The sequence below is a fragment of the Snodgrassella communis genome (assembly GCF_914768045.1).
GTDB classification, from domain to species: Bacteria; Pseudomonadota; Gammaproteobacteria; order Burkholderiales; family Neisseriaceae; genus Snodgrassella; species Snodgrassella communis.
This window is the reverse complement of record NZ_CAJZCD010000005.1, coordinates 86,512-98,928: the sequence shown is the minus strand read 5'-3', so window position 1 is coordinate 98,928 and position 12,417 is coordinate 86,512. Positions and strand designations below refer to the sequence as shown.

27 protein-coding genes are annotated in these 12,417 nt (G+C 40.2%); 16 read left to right on the top strand and 11 right to left on the bottom strand.

Translation table 11 applies throughout. The annotated features are described in order from the left end of the window. Positions 1–21: 21 nt before the first annotated feature. The 9 genes from MJ761_RS06640 to MJ761_RS06600 form a co-directional block, all read right to left on the bottom strand. Entirely contained in the window at positions 22–216 is a 195-nt protein-coding gene (locus MJ761_RS06640) for a hypothetical protein (RefSeq protein WP_093092845.1), read from the bottom strand. 4 nt (positions 217–220) lie between these two features. Next, complete coding sequence (locus tag MJ761_RS06635; protein WP_093092847.1) at positions 221–418, bottom strand: hypothetical protein; 198 nt, start codon at positions 416–418, stop codon at positions 221–223. A 2-nt stretch (positions 419–420) separates the two neighbouring features. Continuing rightward, entirely contained in the window at positions 421–741 is a 321-nt protein-coding gene (locus tag MJ761_RS06630) for a hypothetical protein (protein WP_176715087.1), read from the bottom strand. 61 nt (positions 742–802) lie between these two features. Continuing rightward, on the bottom strand, positions 803–1,546 hold the full coding sequence (locus MJ761_RS06625; RefSeq protein ID WP_093092851.1) for a SprT-like domain-containing protein: 744 nt from the start codon (positions 1,544–1,546) through the stop codon (positions 803–805). A 51-nt stretch (positions 1,547–1,597) separates the two neighbouring features. Next, the gene (locus MJ761_RS06620; RefSeq protein ID WP_093092853.1) at positions 1,598–1,837 is read right to left on the bottom strand and encodes a hypothetical protein; all 240 of its coding nucleotides are present in this window, start codon (positions 1,835–1,837) and stop codon (positions 1,598–1,600) included. A gap of 8 nt (positions 1,838–1,845) precedes the next feature. Continuing rightward, on the bottom strand, positions 1,846–2,523 hold the full coding sequence (locus tag MJ761_RS06615; protein WP_093092855.1) for a DUF5710 domain-containing protein: 678 nt from the start codon (positions 2,521–2,523) through the stop codon (positions 1,846–1,848). Between the two features lie 89 nt (positions 2,524–2,612). Further along, positions 2,613–2,855, bottom strand: coding sequence for a hypothetical protein (locus tag MJ761_RS06610; protein ID WP_093092857.1), 243 nt, complete (start codon positions 2,853–2,855; stop codon positions 2,613–2,615). 12 nt (positions 2,856–2,867) lie between these two features. Further along, a complete protein-coding gene (locus tag MJ761_RS06605; RefSeq protein ID WP_093092859.1) occupies positions 2,868–3,107 on the bottom strand; it encodes a hypothetical protein in 240 nt (79 codons plus the stop codon). A 28-nt stretch (positions 3,108–3,135) separates the two neighbouring features. Further along, the gene (locus tag MJ761_RS06600) at positions 3,136–3,432 is read right to left on the bottom strand and encodes a hypothetical protein (RefSeq protein ID WP_093092861.1); all 297 of its coding nucleotides are present in this window, start codon (positions 3,430–3,432) and stop codon (positions 3,136–3,138) included. A gap of 244 nt (positions 3,433–3,676) precedes the next feature. Here MJ761_RS06600 and MJ761_RS06595 point away from each other — a divergent pair, with 244 nt between their 5' ends. Both MJ761_RS06595 and MJ761_RS06590 read left to right on the top strand, forming a co-directional pair. Beyond that, a complete protein-coding gene (locus MJ761_RS06595; protein WP_141683436.1) occupies positions 3,677–3,856 on the top strand; it encodes a hypothetical protein in 180 nt (59 codons plus the stop codon). Between the two features lie 10 nt (positions 3,857–3,866). After that, positions 3,867–4,379, top strand: coding sequence for a hypothetical protein (locus MJ761_RS06590; protein WP_093092865.1), 513 nt, complete (start codon positions 3,867–3,869; stop codon positions 4,377–4,379). Positions 4,380–4,951: 572 nt separating this feature from the next. Here the strand turns inward: MJ761_RS06590 and MJ761_RS06585 are convergent. After that, positions 4,952–5,689, bottom strand: coding sequence for a S24 family peptidase (locus MJ761_RS06585; RefSeq protein WP_093092867.1), 738 nt, complete (start codon positions 5,687–5,689; stop codon positions 4,952–4,954). A gap of 110 nt (positions 5,690–5,799) precedes the next feature. Then, positions 5,800–6,549, bottom strand: a complete 750-nt coding sequence (locus MJ761_RS06580; RefSeq protein ID WP_093092869.1) for a S24 family peptidase — start codon at positions 6,547–6,549, stop codon at positions 5,800–5,802. A gap of 153 nt (positions 6,550–6,702) precedes the next feature. On the opposite strand from MJ761_RS06580, the gene MJ761_RS10980 reads away from it, so the two are divergent. The 14 genes from MJ761_RS10980 to MJ761_RS06515 are packed head-to-tail and all read left to right on the top strand — an operon-like array spanning position 6,703 to position 12,285. After that, entirely contained in the window at positions 6,703–6,939 is a 237-nt protein-coding gene (locus tag MJ761_RS10980) for a transcriptional regulator (RefSeq protein ID WP_093092871.1), read from the top strand. Next, positions 6,929–7,147, top strand: coding sequence for a helix-turn-helix domain-containing protein (locus MJ761_RS06575; RefSeq protein ID WP_093092873.1), 219 nt, complete (start codon positions 6,929–6,931; stop codon positions 7,145–7,147). The genes MJ761_RS10980 and MJ761_RS06575 overlap by 11 nt, the downstream gene beginning before the upstream one ends. 9 nt (positions 7,148–7,156) lie before the next feature. Further along, positions 7,157–8,008, top strand: coding sequence for a helix-turn-helix domain-containing protein (locus MJ761_RS06570; RefSeq protein WP_093092875.1), 852 nt, complete (start codon positions 7,157–7,159; stop codon positions 8,006–8,008). Beyond that, entirely contained in the window at positions 8,008–8,649 is a 642-nt protein-coding gene (locus MJ761_RS06565; RefSeq protein WP_093092877.1) for a hypothetical protein, read from the top strand. The genes MJ761_RS06570 and MJ761_RS06565 overlap by 1 nt, the downstream gene beginning before the upstream one ends. A 12-nt stretch (positions 8,650–8,661) precedes the next feature. Then, positions 8,662–8,931: a hypothetical protein gene (locus tag MJ761_RS06560; RefSeq protein ID WP_093092879.1), complete on the top strand. Its 270-nt coding sequence runs from the start codon at positions 8,662–8,664 to the stop codon at positions 8,929–8,931. Beyond that, positions 8,928–9,146: a hypothetical protein gene (locus MJ761_RS06555; protein ID WP_093092881.1), complete on the top strand. Its 219-nt coding sequence runs from the start codon at positions 8,928–8,930 to the stop codon at positions 9,144–9,146. Before MJ761_RS06560 ends, MJ761_RS06555 begins: the two co-directional genes overlap by 4 nt. Further along, positions 9,143–9,445, top strand: coding sequence for a hypothetical protein (locus MJ761_RS06550; protein ID WP_093092883.1), 303 nt, complete (start codon positions 9,143–9,145; stop codon positions 9,443–9,445). The genes MJ761_RS06555 and MJ761_RS06550 overlap by 4 nt, the downstream gene beginning before the upstream one ends. Continuing rightward, entirely contained in the window at positions 9,442–9,726 is a 285-nt protein-coding gene (locus tag MJ761_RS06545; RefSeq protein ID WP_093092885.1) for a hypothetical protein, read from the top strand. The genes MJ761_RS06550 and MJ761_RS06545 overlap by 4 nt, the downstream gene beginning before the upstream one ends. Beyond that, positions 9,723–9,998, top strand: a complete 276-nt coding sequence (locus tag MJ761_RS06540) for a hypothetical protein (protein WP_093092887.1) — start codon at positions 9,723–9,725, stop codon at positions 9,996–9,998. Before MJ761_RS06545 ends, MJ761_RS06540 begins: the two co-directional genes overlap by 4 nt. 2 nt (positions 9,999–10,000) lie before the next feature. Beyond that, on the top strand, positions 10,001–10,237 hold the full coding sequence (locus MJ761_RS06535; protein WP_141683437.1) for a hypothetical protein: 237 nt from the start codon (positions 10,001–10,003) through the stop codon (positions 10,235–10,237). Beyond that, positions 10,234–10,749: a DNA N-6-adenine-methyltransferase gene (locus tag MJ761_RS06530; protein ID WP_093092891.1), complete on the top strand. Its 516-nt coding sequence runs from the start codon at positions 10,234–10,236 to the stop codon at positions 10,747–10,749. The genes MJ761_RS06535 and MJ761_RS06530 overlap by 4 nt, the downstream gene beginning before the upstream one ends. A gap of 3 nt (positions 10,750–10,752) precedes the next feature. Continuing rightward, complete coding sequence (locus MJ761_RS06525) at positions 10,753–11,334, top strand: recombination protein NinG (RefSeq protein WP_093092893.1); 582 nt, start codon at positions 10,753–10,755, stop codon at positions 11,332–11,334. After that, complete coding sequence (locus MJ761_RS06520) at positions 11,331–11,774, top strand: recombination protein NinB (protein WP_218060223.1); 444 nt, start codon at positions 11,331–11,333, stop codon at positions 11,772–11,774. The genes MJ761_RS06525 and MJ761_RS06520 overlap by 4 nt, the downstream gene beginning before the upstream one ends. Next, the gene (locus MJ761_RS06515) at positions 11,749–12,285 is read left to right on the top strand and encodes a hypothetical protein (protein ID WP_093092895.1); all 537 of its coding nucleotides are present in this window, start codon (positions 11,749–11,751) and stop codon (positions 12,283–12,285) included. The genes MJ761_RS06520 and MJ761_RS06515 overlap by 26 nt, the downstream gene beginning before the upstream one ends. Positions 12,286–12,417: the final 132 nt, after the last annotated feature.

Here is a 12,417-nt window from a genome sequence, read left to right as displayed (position 1 = left end):
CTGGGCGGGTCAGAACACACCTCACAAAAACTGATTACCCCATGCGTAAGCTGCTTTCCATTCGTCAAATGTTTTTTCTGCGATAACTGTTTTGACAAGTTTGCATTTCCCTTGCTCGATTTTTTTGGGATTGCTGCTTTTTTCTTTCTTTAGGGCTGTGCGGAAGGCAACAACGTGAATACCTTTCTTTCCCGGCTTGTAAGTTACATTATTCATTTGATTACTCTCTGGGAATGGTATGCTTCTCACATAGCTGAATATATAGCTGAATATAATGATTTAGCTGGCCAATTAATTTAGTAATTTCTGCCTCTAATTCCTGCCCCAGCTCGGTAGTAGTACAATGCTCCGCCCACTCCCTTAGTTTTAAGGCATTAACAATCTCAACTACATCATCCTCAAGGCTACCTTGTTTCATTTTTATTCCTTTCGGTTATTGATATTTGAGCACCTAAATACCATAGCGAGTGCCAACTTTGCTGCGTCCTCAATCGCTTTGTGCAATAGATTTAAATCCCTATGCTCTGCTATGATTTCACCATCAATAACCTGTGCGTATTTAATGCCATGCGTATTATTTAATTCCTGTATTAATTCTTCTGTTAGGCCTAATCCTCTATCAACGACGTACGCTTTAGTTCGACAACCATCTGTCAACTCAAACGATAATTCATTTCCGCTGTAAACAGTAAACATAAGTCGCACCCCATCGCCAAGTTCAAATGGGGAGCGAATTGTCATGTTGCAGCTGTCCGCATACACAACCGTCCATCTGGGAATGGTTGATACCGCCTCTGCAAATTTAAACATATACATTTTTTATTACCTCTTCATATTCAACATGATCACAATCAGGATTGCCGCAAGCAATCCGAATATCAGGCTTACCCCATACCGAAGTTTTGCAATATGGGCAGGAATATTTAACGCGATTGCTTTTATTTATCTTTTTTTCAGGTGGAAGTACAAACGGCTCGACAGGTTTATCTTCTGTGTTATCGCTTTCTTCATTAGAAAGCATTTCTATTAACTCTAATAGAGTTGGTGATATATAAGGCGGGCGAGTATCAAGCCACGGAATTTGCGAATATTTGTTAACCAGCGATGCGCAAACAACATCAAACATTCCGCCCGGAATGATATAGTGCGTCATAGATTCACCAGTTTCTTTTCCGCCCTCTTTGCCGGTAGAACTAGGGAATAACCCCACTTCTTTCATTTTGACGCCCCATTCTCTGTTATGGTAACCGCGTCGTCCCGGTTTCCCGTAATGGTGTTGCCATAAATGTACTTGTTCATGAACCAAGGTTGATAAAACATCTTCTATAGTTCGAACCGCAAAGACGCTTGGGTTTAAAGCTATCTCATCTGTTTTTTTATTTTTAGAATTAATAAACCGCTCAGGTGAAAAATAGCCGCTACATCCTTTCTCTCTTTGAAGAGTTATCAGGCAGTGAGGTAGTGCACCATTGAAGAGTTTGGTGTTAAAATAATCATAAGCCTCCTGAAGAAAAGAGTAGATTTCACTAGTAGGCATTTCGCTCATTTTTTTACCTTATCCATTTTTTGGATTGCACAATCCAAAAATAGTCTGTAGTTAATAATTCTTGTGAGCCTCAGCATCACCACGCAAGCGTTCTTCATCACTCATCCGCGCATATGCATCAGCTATCCGTTTAACTTCTAAATCTGCCTGTTCTTCTTCCAGCTTTAGAAGTCTGGCTGCATAATCTTGACGTTCGCGCTGTAATTCCTGTTCAGTTTGTACAGGCAATATCATCATTGATACAGTCATAAAAAAAACCGCAATAAATGCAGTTATCTGTAGTTTAATCATGGTTTCCTCTACTTCTTGAGGGCATACTGTTTTAAATCCTCATGCATTTCTACGCCCTCGGGCAAATACCATTTTTTTACGTCTTTATCCCATCTGGCTCCATGCTGCTTAGCAATCCACCGTTCAGGGTAGGGGACGTTTAAATATGTCCTAGCTGCTCGCTGGCTCATTATTTTTGCTTTTTTAGCCTCTTCCTTTTTCTTTTCACGCTCAGCGGCTTTAGCATTAACTTTTGAAAAATCTGGTGGGTCTGCGTATAGCGCACTGGCTAAAAGCTTGGCTGCCTTAGTATATTGATAATCCCTATCCCGCCTAGTATTAGCCTCTTCAATCAAACCGCCCGAGAGTAGTTGTTCAAGTTCATCATTTTTAAAATCCCCGTAATCCAAAAGCTCATCAAAAATTCCAGTGTTTGCTAATTGCTGCGGGTTTTTAATGTATTTCAACTTATGTGTTAAGAAATCGGCAAATTTATCTAAGGTTTTAGAGTCTACTGGATTAAAGCTATAATCTTTGTCTATAAGACTATCTGCTTGAAATTCTTTATGAAATTTACGTAGTTTAAGTCGAGCTTGTTTTTTAGGTGTATAACTGATAAATTTTTCATGCTCGGCCTGCTTTTTAGCCAAAAATTCAGCATTAAGCCTAGGCTGGTCACGCCTGAACTGCTGTATAGCTGTGCTCATTATTTAACTCCAATAAAAAGCCAGCTACTAGCTGGCTGCGTCTACTCATCCACGAAAATGCACTCATTGAATGCATTTGAATTGATAAGTTATCCGTAAATGTGAGCGTCTACAGGCTCCCACGTGTTTTCATCTGTGTAGGAAGTCCAATTCTCCGATATAGTTCCCACAGAGTTGCGTGATTTGCGCGGGTCGCCAGCCTCAACCACCACGCCGCTTTTCTCCCCGTAAAAAAGAACAACCTCCCCGTTGTGTTTTGATTTTCGAGCTACAGGGTATTTAATTTCAGATGCTTTTGTTTCAATCTTCTTTGCTTTAGTAACTTCAATCATGATTAAATCCTTTCAATTTGCGTTCTTTTTAATATACTTAATAACCATTTTTTCAGCCTCTAGTGGCAGATGGCTTAATATCTGCCCAACTGTCTGCTGTTTGTAATGGCCGCCTAAATAAATTGCCTTAGCCAGCTCATTTGCTACTTTTTGCATGGCCTCGTAGTATTCTGAGCGGCGCAGTTCGCCAATAGCATCATTGGCTACCCTTACTAGTTCATCATCAGCTAGTCGTTCAGTGGTTATTCCCATGTTTTACTCCTTGCTATTACTTTGATGGTTAATATCCATTAGTTTCCAACTCCTCTTCTGCGACGCGTTGTAGTGCTGAAACTATCTTGCGCCATAGTTTGTAATCAACCATGTCATCCAAGCACTCAATAAGTTCTGTGCTTATATTTAACTCAATGGGATTACATTCGAGGGCTAAAACTATCTCGTCCCATACTTGATAACTAACCAATCCCTCTAAATACTCAATAGGTTCTGTAGTTATCTTTAAATCAACTTCCGCATCAATGGCTTCTTCATAAGCTACATCTTTGCCCCATTGCACATCTGGTTGAAGTTCTAGCATTGAAGTCTCCTATTGGCGGTGCGTGCTTCTAAAGAGTAGTTGAAGCTCGCTGATTTGTTGGGTAGTTAGTTACATACTGATATCAAGCTCAAAAACTAAAGCCCACTCGTTAGAATGGGCTGCGATTTTTAAACTTAGATGTATTGCCCGTCTTTCCGAGCTGTCACTCTTTTAGCCACTAAGTATGTGGTTTCTGCTAGAATTGAATTTCCCATAAACAACCTAGCAAAATAAGGTACTTATCATGAGTAATGATAAAAATAAAATGGCTTATGACCATGCCCTTAAATCTCCAGCTCCATCATCTGTTAAAGGACATGTGTCAAAATATCCAGCTTCATCATCTGTTAAAGGACATGTGTCAAAATCTCCAGCCCCGGTGCCAACAGGTACCTCCCAAAATGGAGGTACAAACAAAAAGTAAAGGAACATAAATGACCAACCCAGAACAGAACCGACCAGACTTAGAACTTGAAGTAGCTTACTCTTTGTGCTTTGAAAAATTAATGTATAAATTTTTCGGTAGAATAGATAAGTTAATTTCATTTTTCCTTATACTATCAAGTATGACAGCAATTGGAAGTATTGGAGGTTTAGTTAATGGTACTTTTTCTGGCATATTTTTAGCAGTTATAACTGCAATTCAAATCATTTATACTCCTAGTGCTAAAACACAGGCTGCAAAAGATAACTACTGCCTATACTGTAAATTGTATAAAAAGATGGGTAGCATGAGTAATGAAGAGATTGCAAACCATCTGGCGGATTCAACTAAATACGATACAGATGAAATTGGTCTCCTTTCTCATCCGGCACGTTTGTCTGCCTTAGAAATGTTGGGAATGACCCCAGACAGACAATATCCGGAAGAACGAAAACTAAGATTATCTGAATATTTTGCAGCCTTATTTGCTGGTGAAATACCAGAGTACAGATTTAAAAACTAATATCATTAAGCTAGTAAGCCAAACAATGAAGCCGACTCGTTAGAATCGGCTTTTTCTTTAGCCTATTAATATATCTAAGTATTTGTACATTCAGATATATGTCAAAGTTGGTGTTTGAAGTCGTTCTCCTTTCATAAAGTTCTTTGGATTTTTAGACTTGTCTGTCTGTAAGCCCTACATTAAAGCCTACTTTTTCGGCGAGCTTACTGGTTTTGTTCTGGCCGCCCGCGAGGGCTTAACGGCTTGCCAGCAAGCTCCCTAACTTGCCTCGGGCTTTTATATTCCGCTGCCCTGAGCCGATGCGGTGAAGTTGTTTAACTTCGATGCAGTTAGTATACCTCAGGTAAATTAAATTGCAAGATAAAATTAATCGAAGGTGTATTTATAAAGGTTGTTATGGGTTTACTTTTTGTGTATGTGGTTTATTTTATTGATTTATTTTTGTTGTAAAATTGTGATTAGTAGTTGAAATTAATGTTTATTTCTTGATGATTGGGCTTGATGGACTCAGGTTTGCCCAAAAAAAGCGCATTCAATTTTAGAATGCGCCTTGGAGTTTTTATTGGAGAGTTTTAAAATCGCCGTAACGACCATACTCTTTTGATTTTCCCTAGAATATTAATCTTATCTTTTTCTTTTATAGAAATTTTCTGATTAGAATATTTGTCATTATCATTGATGATATGGATATCACTGAATATCATTTGTAACCGTCTAACCTTAATTACAGATGCTTCGGATAGTAGATAAACCCCATCATTTATATAATCTTTTACAGACATATCAACAAACAACACATCATTTTCAACCAGTGTCGGAAACATATTGTCCCCATAGACTGTAACCAATGCGATATCATCCAAATCTAAGCCTAGGTGAGTGATCGCCCAGCCTCGATCTATATCTACGCGCTTAATACTATTGTGATTTATACCAGAGGTTGTGTCACATGTGTACTTTTCTATATCCAACAACCTAAATTGCACTAAATCGCCACTGTTGTGCGATTGTTTTACTTGATAAGTGATGGTCTCATCAGATTTTGGCAAGTTGGATAATTTGATAAACTCCCCCTCTTTGACAGGCTGATCAAACCATCCGCGTTCAAGCCCGAGCAGTTTTTCTATCTGTCTAACAGCCTCTATAGCTCGCGTACAAGATGTTTTTGTTTCATCTTCCGATTTTAAACTATTAATCCAGTCCTGTATTAATATTGCATGTGAATTTATCACTTCGGCTAATTTAGTCTGTCCGTACCTTTGCACCAGCATTTCCAAGCGTTCCGCATACGTTTCTTGTATAGTCTTCATCCAAAATCTTCCTAACTAAACAAACGGCAGAAGTATAAGGATTAATCTGGTGAAATTATGTAGAGGGAGGTAATATTCAATGAAATACGTATATTAATATGTATTAACTCTCAAATAAAAACCGACCACCAGAATATGCGCCCTATGATACTAATATCCTCCATACCAACCTCTTCGTTAGGGTATAGAGCTTTATTATAACTTTGAATTAAAATTTTATTACTAGGGAGTTTACGCAAAGTTTTGATGCGCAAAAGCCCATCATGATTGATAGCGTATAATTTATCATCCCGAAGTGTCTTATCCCCTGTATTTATCCCAACTATTGCCCCATCTGGTATCACCGGCTCCATACTATCACCGTCCGCCGCAATGCATACTGCATAATTAGGATTAACATTATAACGACGCAACATATCGGCCGAGAATCTTAATCTCAAATTATTATAGTCTTGAATATCAGCCGAAAATCCATTACCAGCTGATAAGCAAATATCTGTATAAAACGGAACCTCAACTTCCCAATCAAATAAATCACTTGATTCATCAAAAGCCTCAACGAACCCCACTCTCGACGAGCCCAATTCTCTACCTAATGCTTTGTTGACTGTTTCATTAGACTTTGAAAGACTGTTATCGCCCTCAATTGGTTCATCAAACCATCCTATTACTAGCCCTAATGTCCGCTCAATATATAAGGCTAAGGCATCTCCAAGATTCTTGCCGCCTTTGGCCTCTCCTCCTTTGACCAACGCATTAACTTGGGCAGCCTTGCGCTTAATTGCTTTTGCAAACTCGACTTGGCTGCCTCCAAAATCTCGCTCAATTAAATAACGCAGTTTCAGTGTTCGGTTGTTCATATGTATGTTCCTTTTGTTAAAGGAATAAATTATACATGCTTACCAATGATAAACATTACATAAATTTTTACATACCAAAGGTGTATAAATATAAATATATTCACCTTTATTTTTTAACCTATGGTATATTTATAAAAAACTAATGAGGTTTATATGGAGCTAAGGGTTTATCTTCTACAAGAGCGAGGCAGAAGCTCGCAACTAGCAAAGGCTTTAAGTGTTACCAGAGGATTTGTATCAATGATCGCCACTGGGAGAAAAAAAATACCATTGCGATTAGCTGTCGCGATAGAAAATTTTACTAATGGCGAAGTGACAAGGAAAGATCTCCGACCTTTAGATTACATGGAATATTGGCCGGAGCTAGAGGATGCTCGCGATGACGACTAAAACAACTCAGACAAGTCAGATTCTTGAGTATATGAGAGCTGGCAATTCAATAACGCCATTAGATGCTTTGCGCAAGTTTGGCTGTATGAGACTAGGCGCGCGGATTTATGACCTAAAGCAAGATGGGCACGTAATTAATACGCTGATGGTGAAAGATGAAAAATCAGGAGTACGTTATGCGCGTTACTCACTGGCTAGCCTAGATTAGAGGTGCAATATGAGCGTTAAATTAATGGCTAAAGCTTGGGAAATGGACTTATCACAAGGCGAAAAGCTGGTGTTATTAGCACTATGCGACCACGCTAATGATGATGGTGTTTGCTACCCAAGCCAAGAGTATTTGGCTCAAAAATGCAGCATGAGCCCACGGTCTTTAATAGACCAGATTAACAAACTAAAAAAGCATGGGATTTTAACTGCTGAGCGCAGGCAAAAAGGTGGTGGACGGCTGGCAAATTTATACGTTATCAACTTAGATAATTTTAGCCAAGGTGCAAATTCTGCACCTGCAAAATCTGCATGTGAAAATTCTGCACATGCAGAATCTGCACCTACCAATGTGCAAATTACCGCAGAGTTACCTGCAAATTCTGCACTTTCCTTTAAAGAAGAACCATCAAAGAACCATCAATTAGAACCATCAATAATAGGCACGGGGGTTGCTAACGCACCCACAGTGCCATCGGGTCAAGTGAAAAAATCCAAACAAGCGAACCCTGACAATGTCGCCTGCTGGGAGTCATACGCAAGAGCCTATCGCAATCGGTACGGGGTGCTACCAGCCGCTAATCAAAAAACCCGTGGACAGGTCGCAACGCTGGTTAGGTACGTTGGCAAGGAGGTTGCGCCAGCGCTAGCTGAATATTTTTTATCACACAACGGCAGCTGGTTTGTGCAATGCCGACATGAATTTGGCTGCTTGCTCAAATCCTATCAGCAGGTATTGACTGACATGCATAGGGGCGAGCAGATGACACAAACCAAAGCACGCCAGACTGAAAGCACACAAAGCAATTACGAGGCGGCCAAGAGCGCGCTAGCCAAACTGCGAGCAAAGGGGTTGGCGTAATGAGTGTTGAAAAAATCATGCAGGCAATTGCCGTTACAGCCGAATTAACCGGCACGCAATTATCCGATAACGCCATGTTTGTCATGGCCGAAGAATTACTGGCTTACCCGCTGGATAAGGTTTTAATCGCATTTGCGCGTTGCCGTCGGGAGCTAAAAGGCAAATTGACGATAGCAGCGATACTGGAGCGCATAGACGATGGTTGGCAACCCGCAGAAGAAGCATTTAACGCTTTGGTGGCGGGGTGGAATAACGAAAACCTGTCAATCCTGACAACTCACACCGCCATGCGGGCAGCAGAAAGCGCAGCAGCACTGTTTAATGCAGGCGATAAATACCGCGCAGGGACTGCTTTCAAAACCGCATACGAGCGCATAGTTAGCGAGAAAAAAGCAAAGGGCATACAGCCTGATTGGTACGTTAGTGCAGGGCTGGACAAAGAGCAACTGGCGCAAGTGGTCAAAGAGGCTACAGCTAACGGGCGCATCACAAACGATTATGCCTTGGCTTTATTGCCGGCATCTCAAGAGCGCATGGATATCGAGACGGGCAATTTACTGACTGATAAGCAAAAAGCAGAGGGCAAGGCGAAGTTGGGGAATTTGATTAATCTACTAACGCAAAAATGCGCAATGAGCTGATGGGGTCGTATCGTGGATAACTTAAAAATAGCTTTTTGGGCGTGGTTATTTATATGGGTGGATACGCTAAAGGCAATATTTACGCCTATCTGGGATGGAATCATAACCTTTAAAGAATTTATAGAAGACAACGGCGTATTTGCTCCCGTTATCTTGATATTTGTCCTGTTTTGCCCGTTTTTGGTAATTCCAATTGTTTGGTACGGCATGAAGAAAAATAAAAATAAAAAGTTCATAAATGCCTTCATTCGGGATGTTGAGAAGCGTAGAGGTAAAAAATGAAAATTAAATATATCAAAGAGGCAGCGCATGTGTGGTTGTTTTCTATGACTAAGGGCATGTTAAACGACATTAAAGCTGCGGCGAAAAATTTCTATATGGCATTCCAATATTTATCTTCATTTTTAGTTCTTTCGCTGATATGGATTTTCCCAATTCCTATCATTCTTATTGGGGCTAAATCTTTAGAAAATCTGGACAAGGAGGGCAAGAGATGAATGCTGATCTATTTGGGACGTCGGAAAAAATCGAGCAATTCATATCTATCGGAGATTATCAAGGTGCTCAATGGATAGCATTGGTACAGGCTGCATATTTTAAGGGCATAAAGGCGTCATTTAATGAATTTAAAGATATCGTTACCGATGATACAGATATTGAAGAATTTAAAAAAAGGATCGCTGAACTCACCGATTTTCTCGCCGAAGTCGATATTAAATTTGCCGTTACTCTGAAGTATTTAAATGAAATTGAGGCGGTGCTTGAGGGAAAGAATCCAAAGCAGGTGGTTATATGAGTACCTGCGTAGCTTGCCGTCACTGGATACTGAAAGAAAAAAATCACAAGGGCGAATACGTCACCGATGAATTGATAAAACAAGGCGGTTGGGGCTGGTGTCGGTTTGATGAGAGATGGAGATATTTCCCTTATTGCAGGGAGTGCCCAAAAAACAAATTTGAGCCAATAGAGGACGAGAAGAGAAGACAGCGGGAAGAGTGGATAGCCAGAAAAGATGCTGAGCGACAAAAACGCTGCCAAGAACTTATGCGGATGGAAAGACAGGGAATAAGCAAATGAATGAGATTGAGACTGAAATAGACATTGATCTGGCAGCTATTAAAGAACAAGCACAAGCATGCCAACGCTTATGGGTGGTGGTTATATTTTGTGCACTAAGAGACGCACGCGAAAGAATAGGCAGCACAAAATCCAAAGATCTCGAATGGGCAGTACGTCAAGAGATGGATTATTTCACAAGTCGAGATTTTGAAAGGGTATGCCAATGGGCTGGTTTTGAAATTGAGCCAGACACGATAGAAAACGGGTTACGGACATTGCGGAGATGGTGAAAATGGATATTGGTAGAAACTTACTTGCTGATTTTGTGTCTTTAGTTTTCCTTATTATTCTCGTGGTATATGCGGTAGTCAAATCTGCGCAAATAACGATAGAACATGGCCTCAAAGTAGGTGGTTTGAAATATGAGAATAAAGATGGCAAGACCAGATATTACAAAATCATTGAAACAGATTTTGATACCTATACAAAGCTGGTAAGTGATTACGAAAATAAAAAGGGTGGGAAATGAATAAAGGTTTCACGCACGAGAAAAATTCTAAATCTAACTCCGTTGAGTGGTATACGCCCGCATGGCTGTTTCAAAAACTAGGACTTAAATTTGATATTGATCCAGCAGCACCTAAAGGCGGGCTTCCATGGATACCTGCGCAGAAATTCTATTGCAAGGAAGATGATGGATTGGGGCAGCCGTGGCATGGAATTGTTTGGCTCAATCCTCCCTATGGTACAGAAACGGGCAAATGGCTGAAGCGTATGCATGAGCACCGGCAGGGTATTGCGCTTGTATTTTCCCGTACAGACAGTAGTTGGTTTCACGACTATGCCACAAAAGCGGATGCGATTCTGTATGTAAGACGTAGGATACGCTTTGTGGACGCTAATGGCGAAACGGGCAAATCCAGTCCGGGCTGTGGGTCGATATTGATCGGCTGGGGTGGCGAAGCGGTATCAGCATTGGTGGCTGTAGAAGATGAGCTAGGCCACTTGGAATTGATTTCTGAAAAGCATTTTGGGGGTTAATAAATGAAGTCTCAACGAAAACCACCCAAGCGAAAATGCCGCTGGTGTGGTGCAGAGTTTGAAAAGCTGCGCCCATTACAGATTGTTTGCAGTTCAGCTTGCGCTATATCCTTGAACAAGAGGAAACGTGAGGCTGCAAACAAAAAAGCACAGGCGGATGCAAAACGACGGGAAAGGGCGGTTATAAAAGCCCGCAAACACGCATTAGAAACCAAACCGCAGCTTACGAAGCGCGCACAGGCGGCATTTAATGCCTTTATCAGATTGAGAGATAAGCACCAGTCTTGCATTAGCTGTGGTAATCCCTTGCCTGATACGCCTAACGGTTACGATGCAGGGCATTATCGTTCAGTAGGCTCAGCACCTAACCTGCGTTTTAATGAAAACAACTGTCATGGGCAATGTAAGCGTTGCAACAATTATTTAAGCGGTAACCATGTTAACTATCGCCTCAGGTTAGCTGAGCGTATTGGATTAGAGGCTGTAGAAAAGCTGGAATCTGATAACAAGCCACTCCACTACACTAAAGATGATTTACGCCAGATAGAGAGGTTATACAAGGAAAAAAGGCGGGCATTGCTATGACTGAAAGATTTAAGCGAAAAATTAACAAAAAAAATAAACGGGATGTAATGACGCTTGCTTGGGATTTTGTAGGCACATTACTAAATACTCATGATGATATTTTCATTGAGGTGCGAAGCGTTACACGTTCAGATGAACAGAATGCCAAATTACATGCCATGCTGGGAGATATAGCTAAACAAAAAACATTCAACGGTAAAAAACTGAGTATTGAGCAGTGGAAGATGATTTTTGTAAGTGGCCATCGGATAGCCACTGGCGGGCAAGCAGAAATGGCGATAGGGCTAGAGGGTGAGGTTATCAATCTAAGGGAATCGACGGCGCAGATGGGAGTTAAGCGTATGGCTAGTCTGATTGAGTATATAACAGCTTGGGGAGTTGAAAATGATGTTAAGTTTACTGACTGGAAAAAATATGACATATATAACAGATTTAATTAATGATCCCCCTCCGTCCTGCAAATCGGTTGATGAAATATTATGTCAGGCGTTTTATATTAAAAATACATTAATAATGGGTAAAAGCAACTCGGCAAGAATTGAGGAATGGCTTAAAAGTAAAGGTGTAGTTGATAATTGCCGTTCTGGCCTAAGTCAACATGAATGGCACGCAAATAGTGCAATGGTATTAAAACGTACCGAGGATATTTTAAATAATATTGAATGGACGCTGATTAAAGCTGAATATGGCTATGACTTATCAGGCATTATTGATTTAACAAGTTATGTATTAGATAGAGATTCATATATTCAGCCATTGGAGTGCGATGCTTTGCTGGAGTATTTATTTTTGAAGAATAGAACTTACACTCAGATGCAGGATAAATTTAATTTTAGCGCGCCGAAACTAAACAGAAAATTGAAGCACATAAAAACAATAATAAATAAACTGCATTGTGACTGCATTTCAAAGCTAGACGGTCAAATAAATGAAGATTGCAAAATAATGTAAAATATATGCATTAACAGTCATTTATGCTTGAAAAAAGCGTAGTGAAAAATTAAAATTAAGCTATTCTTCGGATAAGACTTAAGACAAATCTTTTTCGAGGATGTTGTTTTCTATTATTCCATCTATGTACAC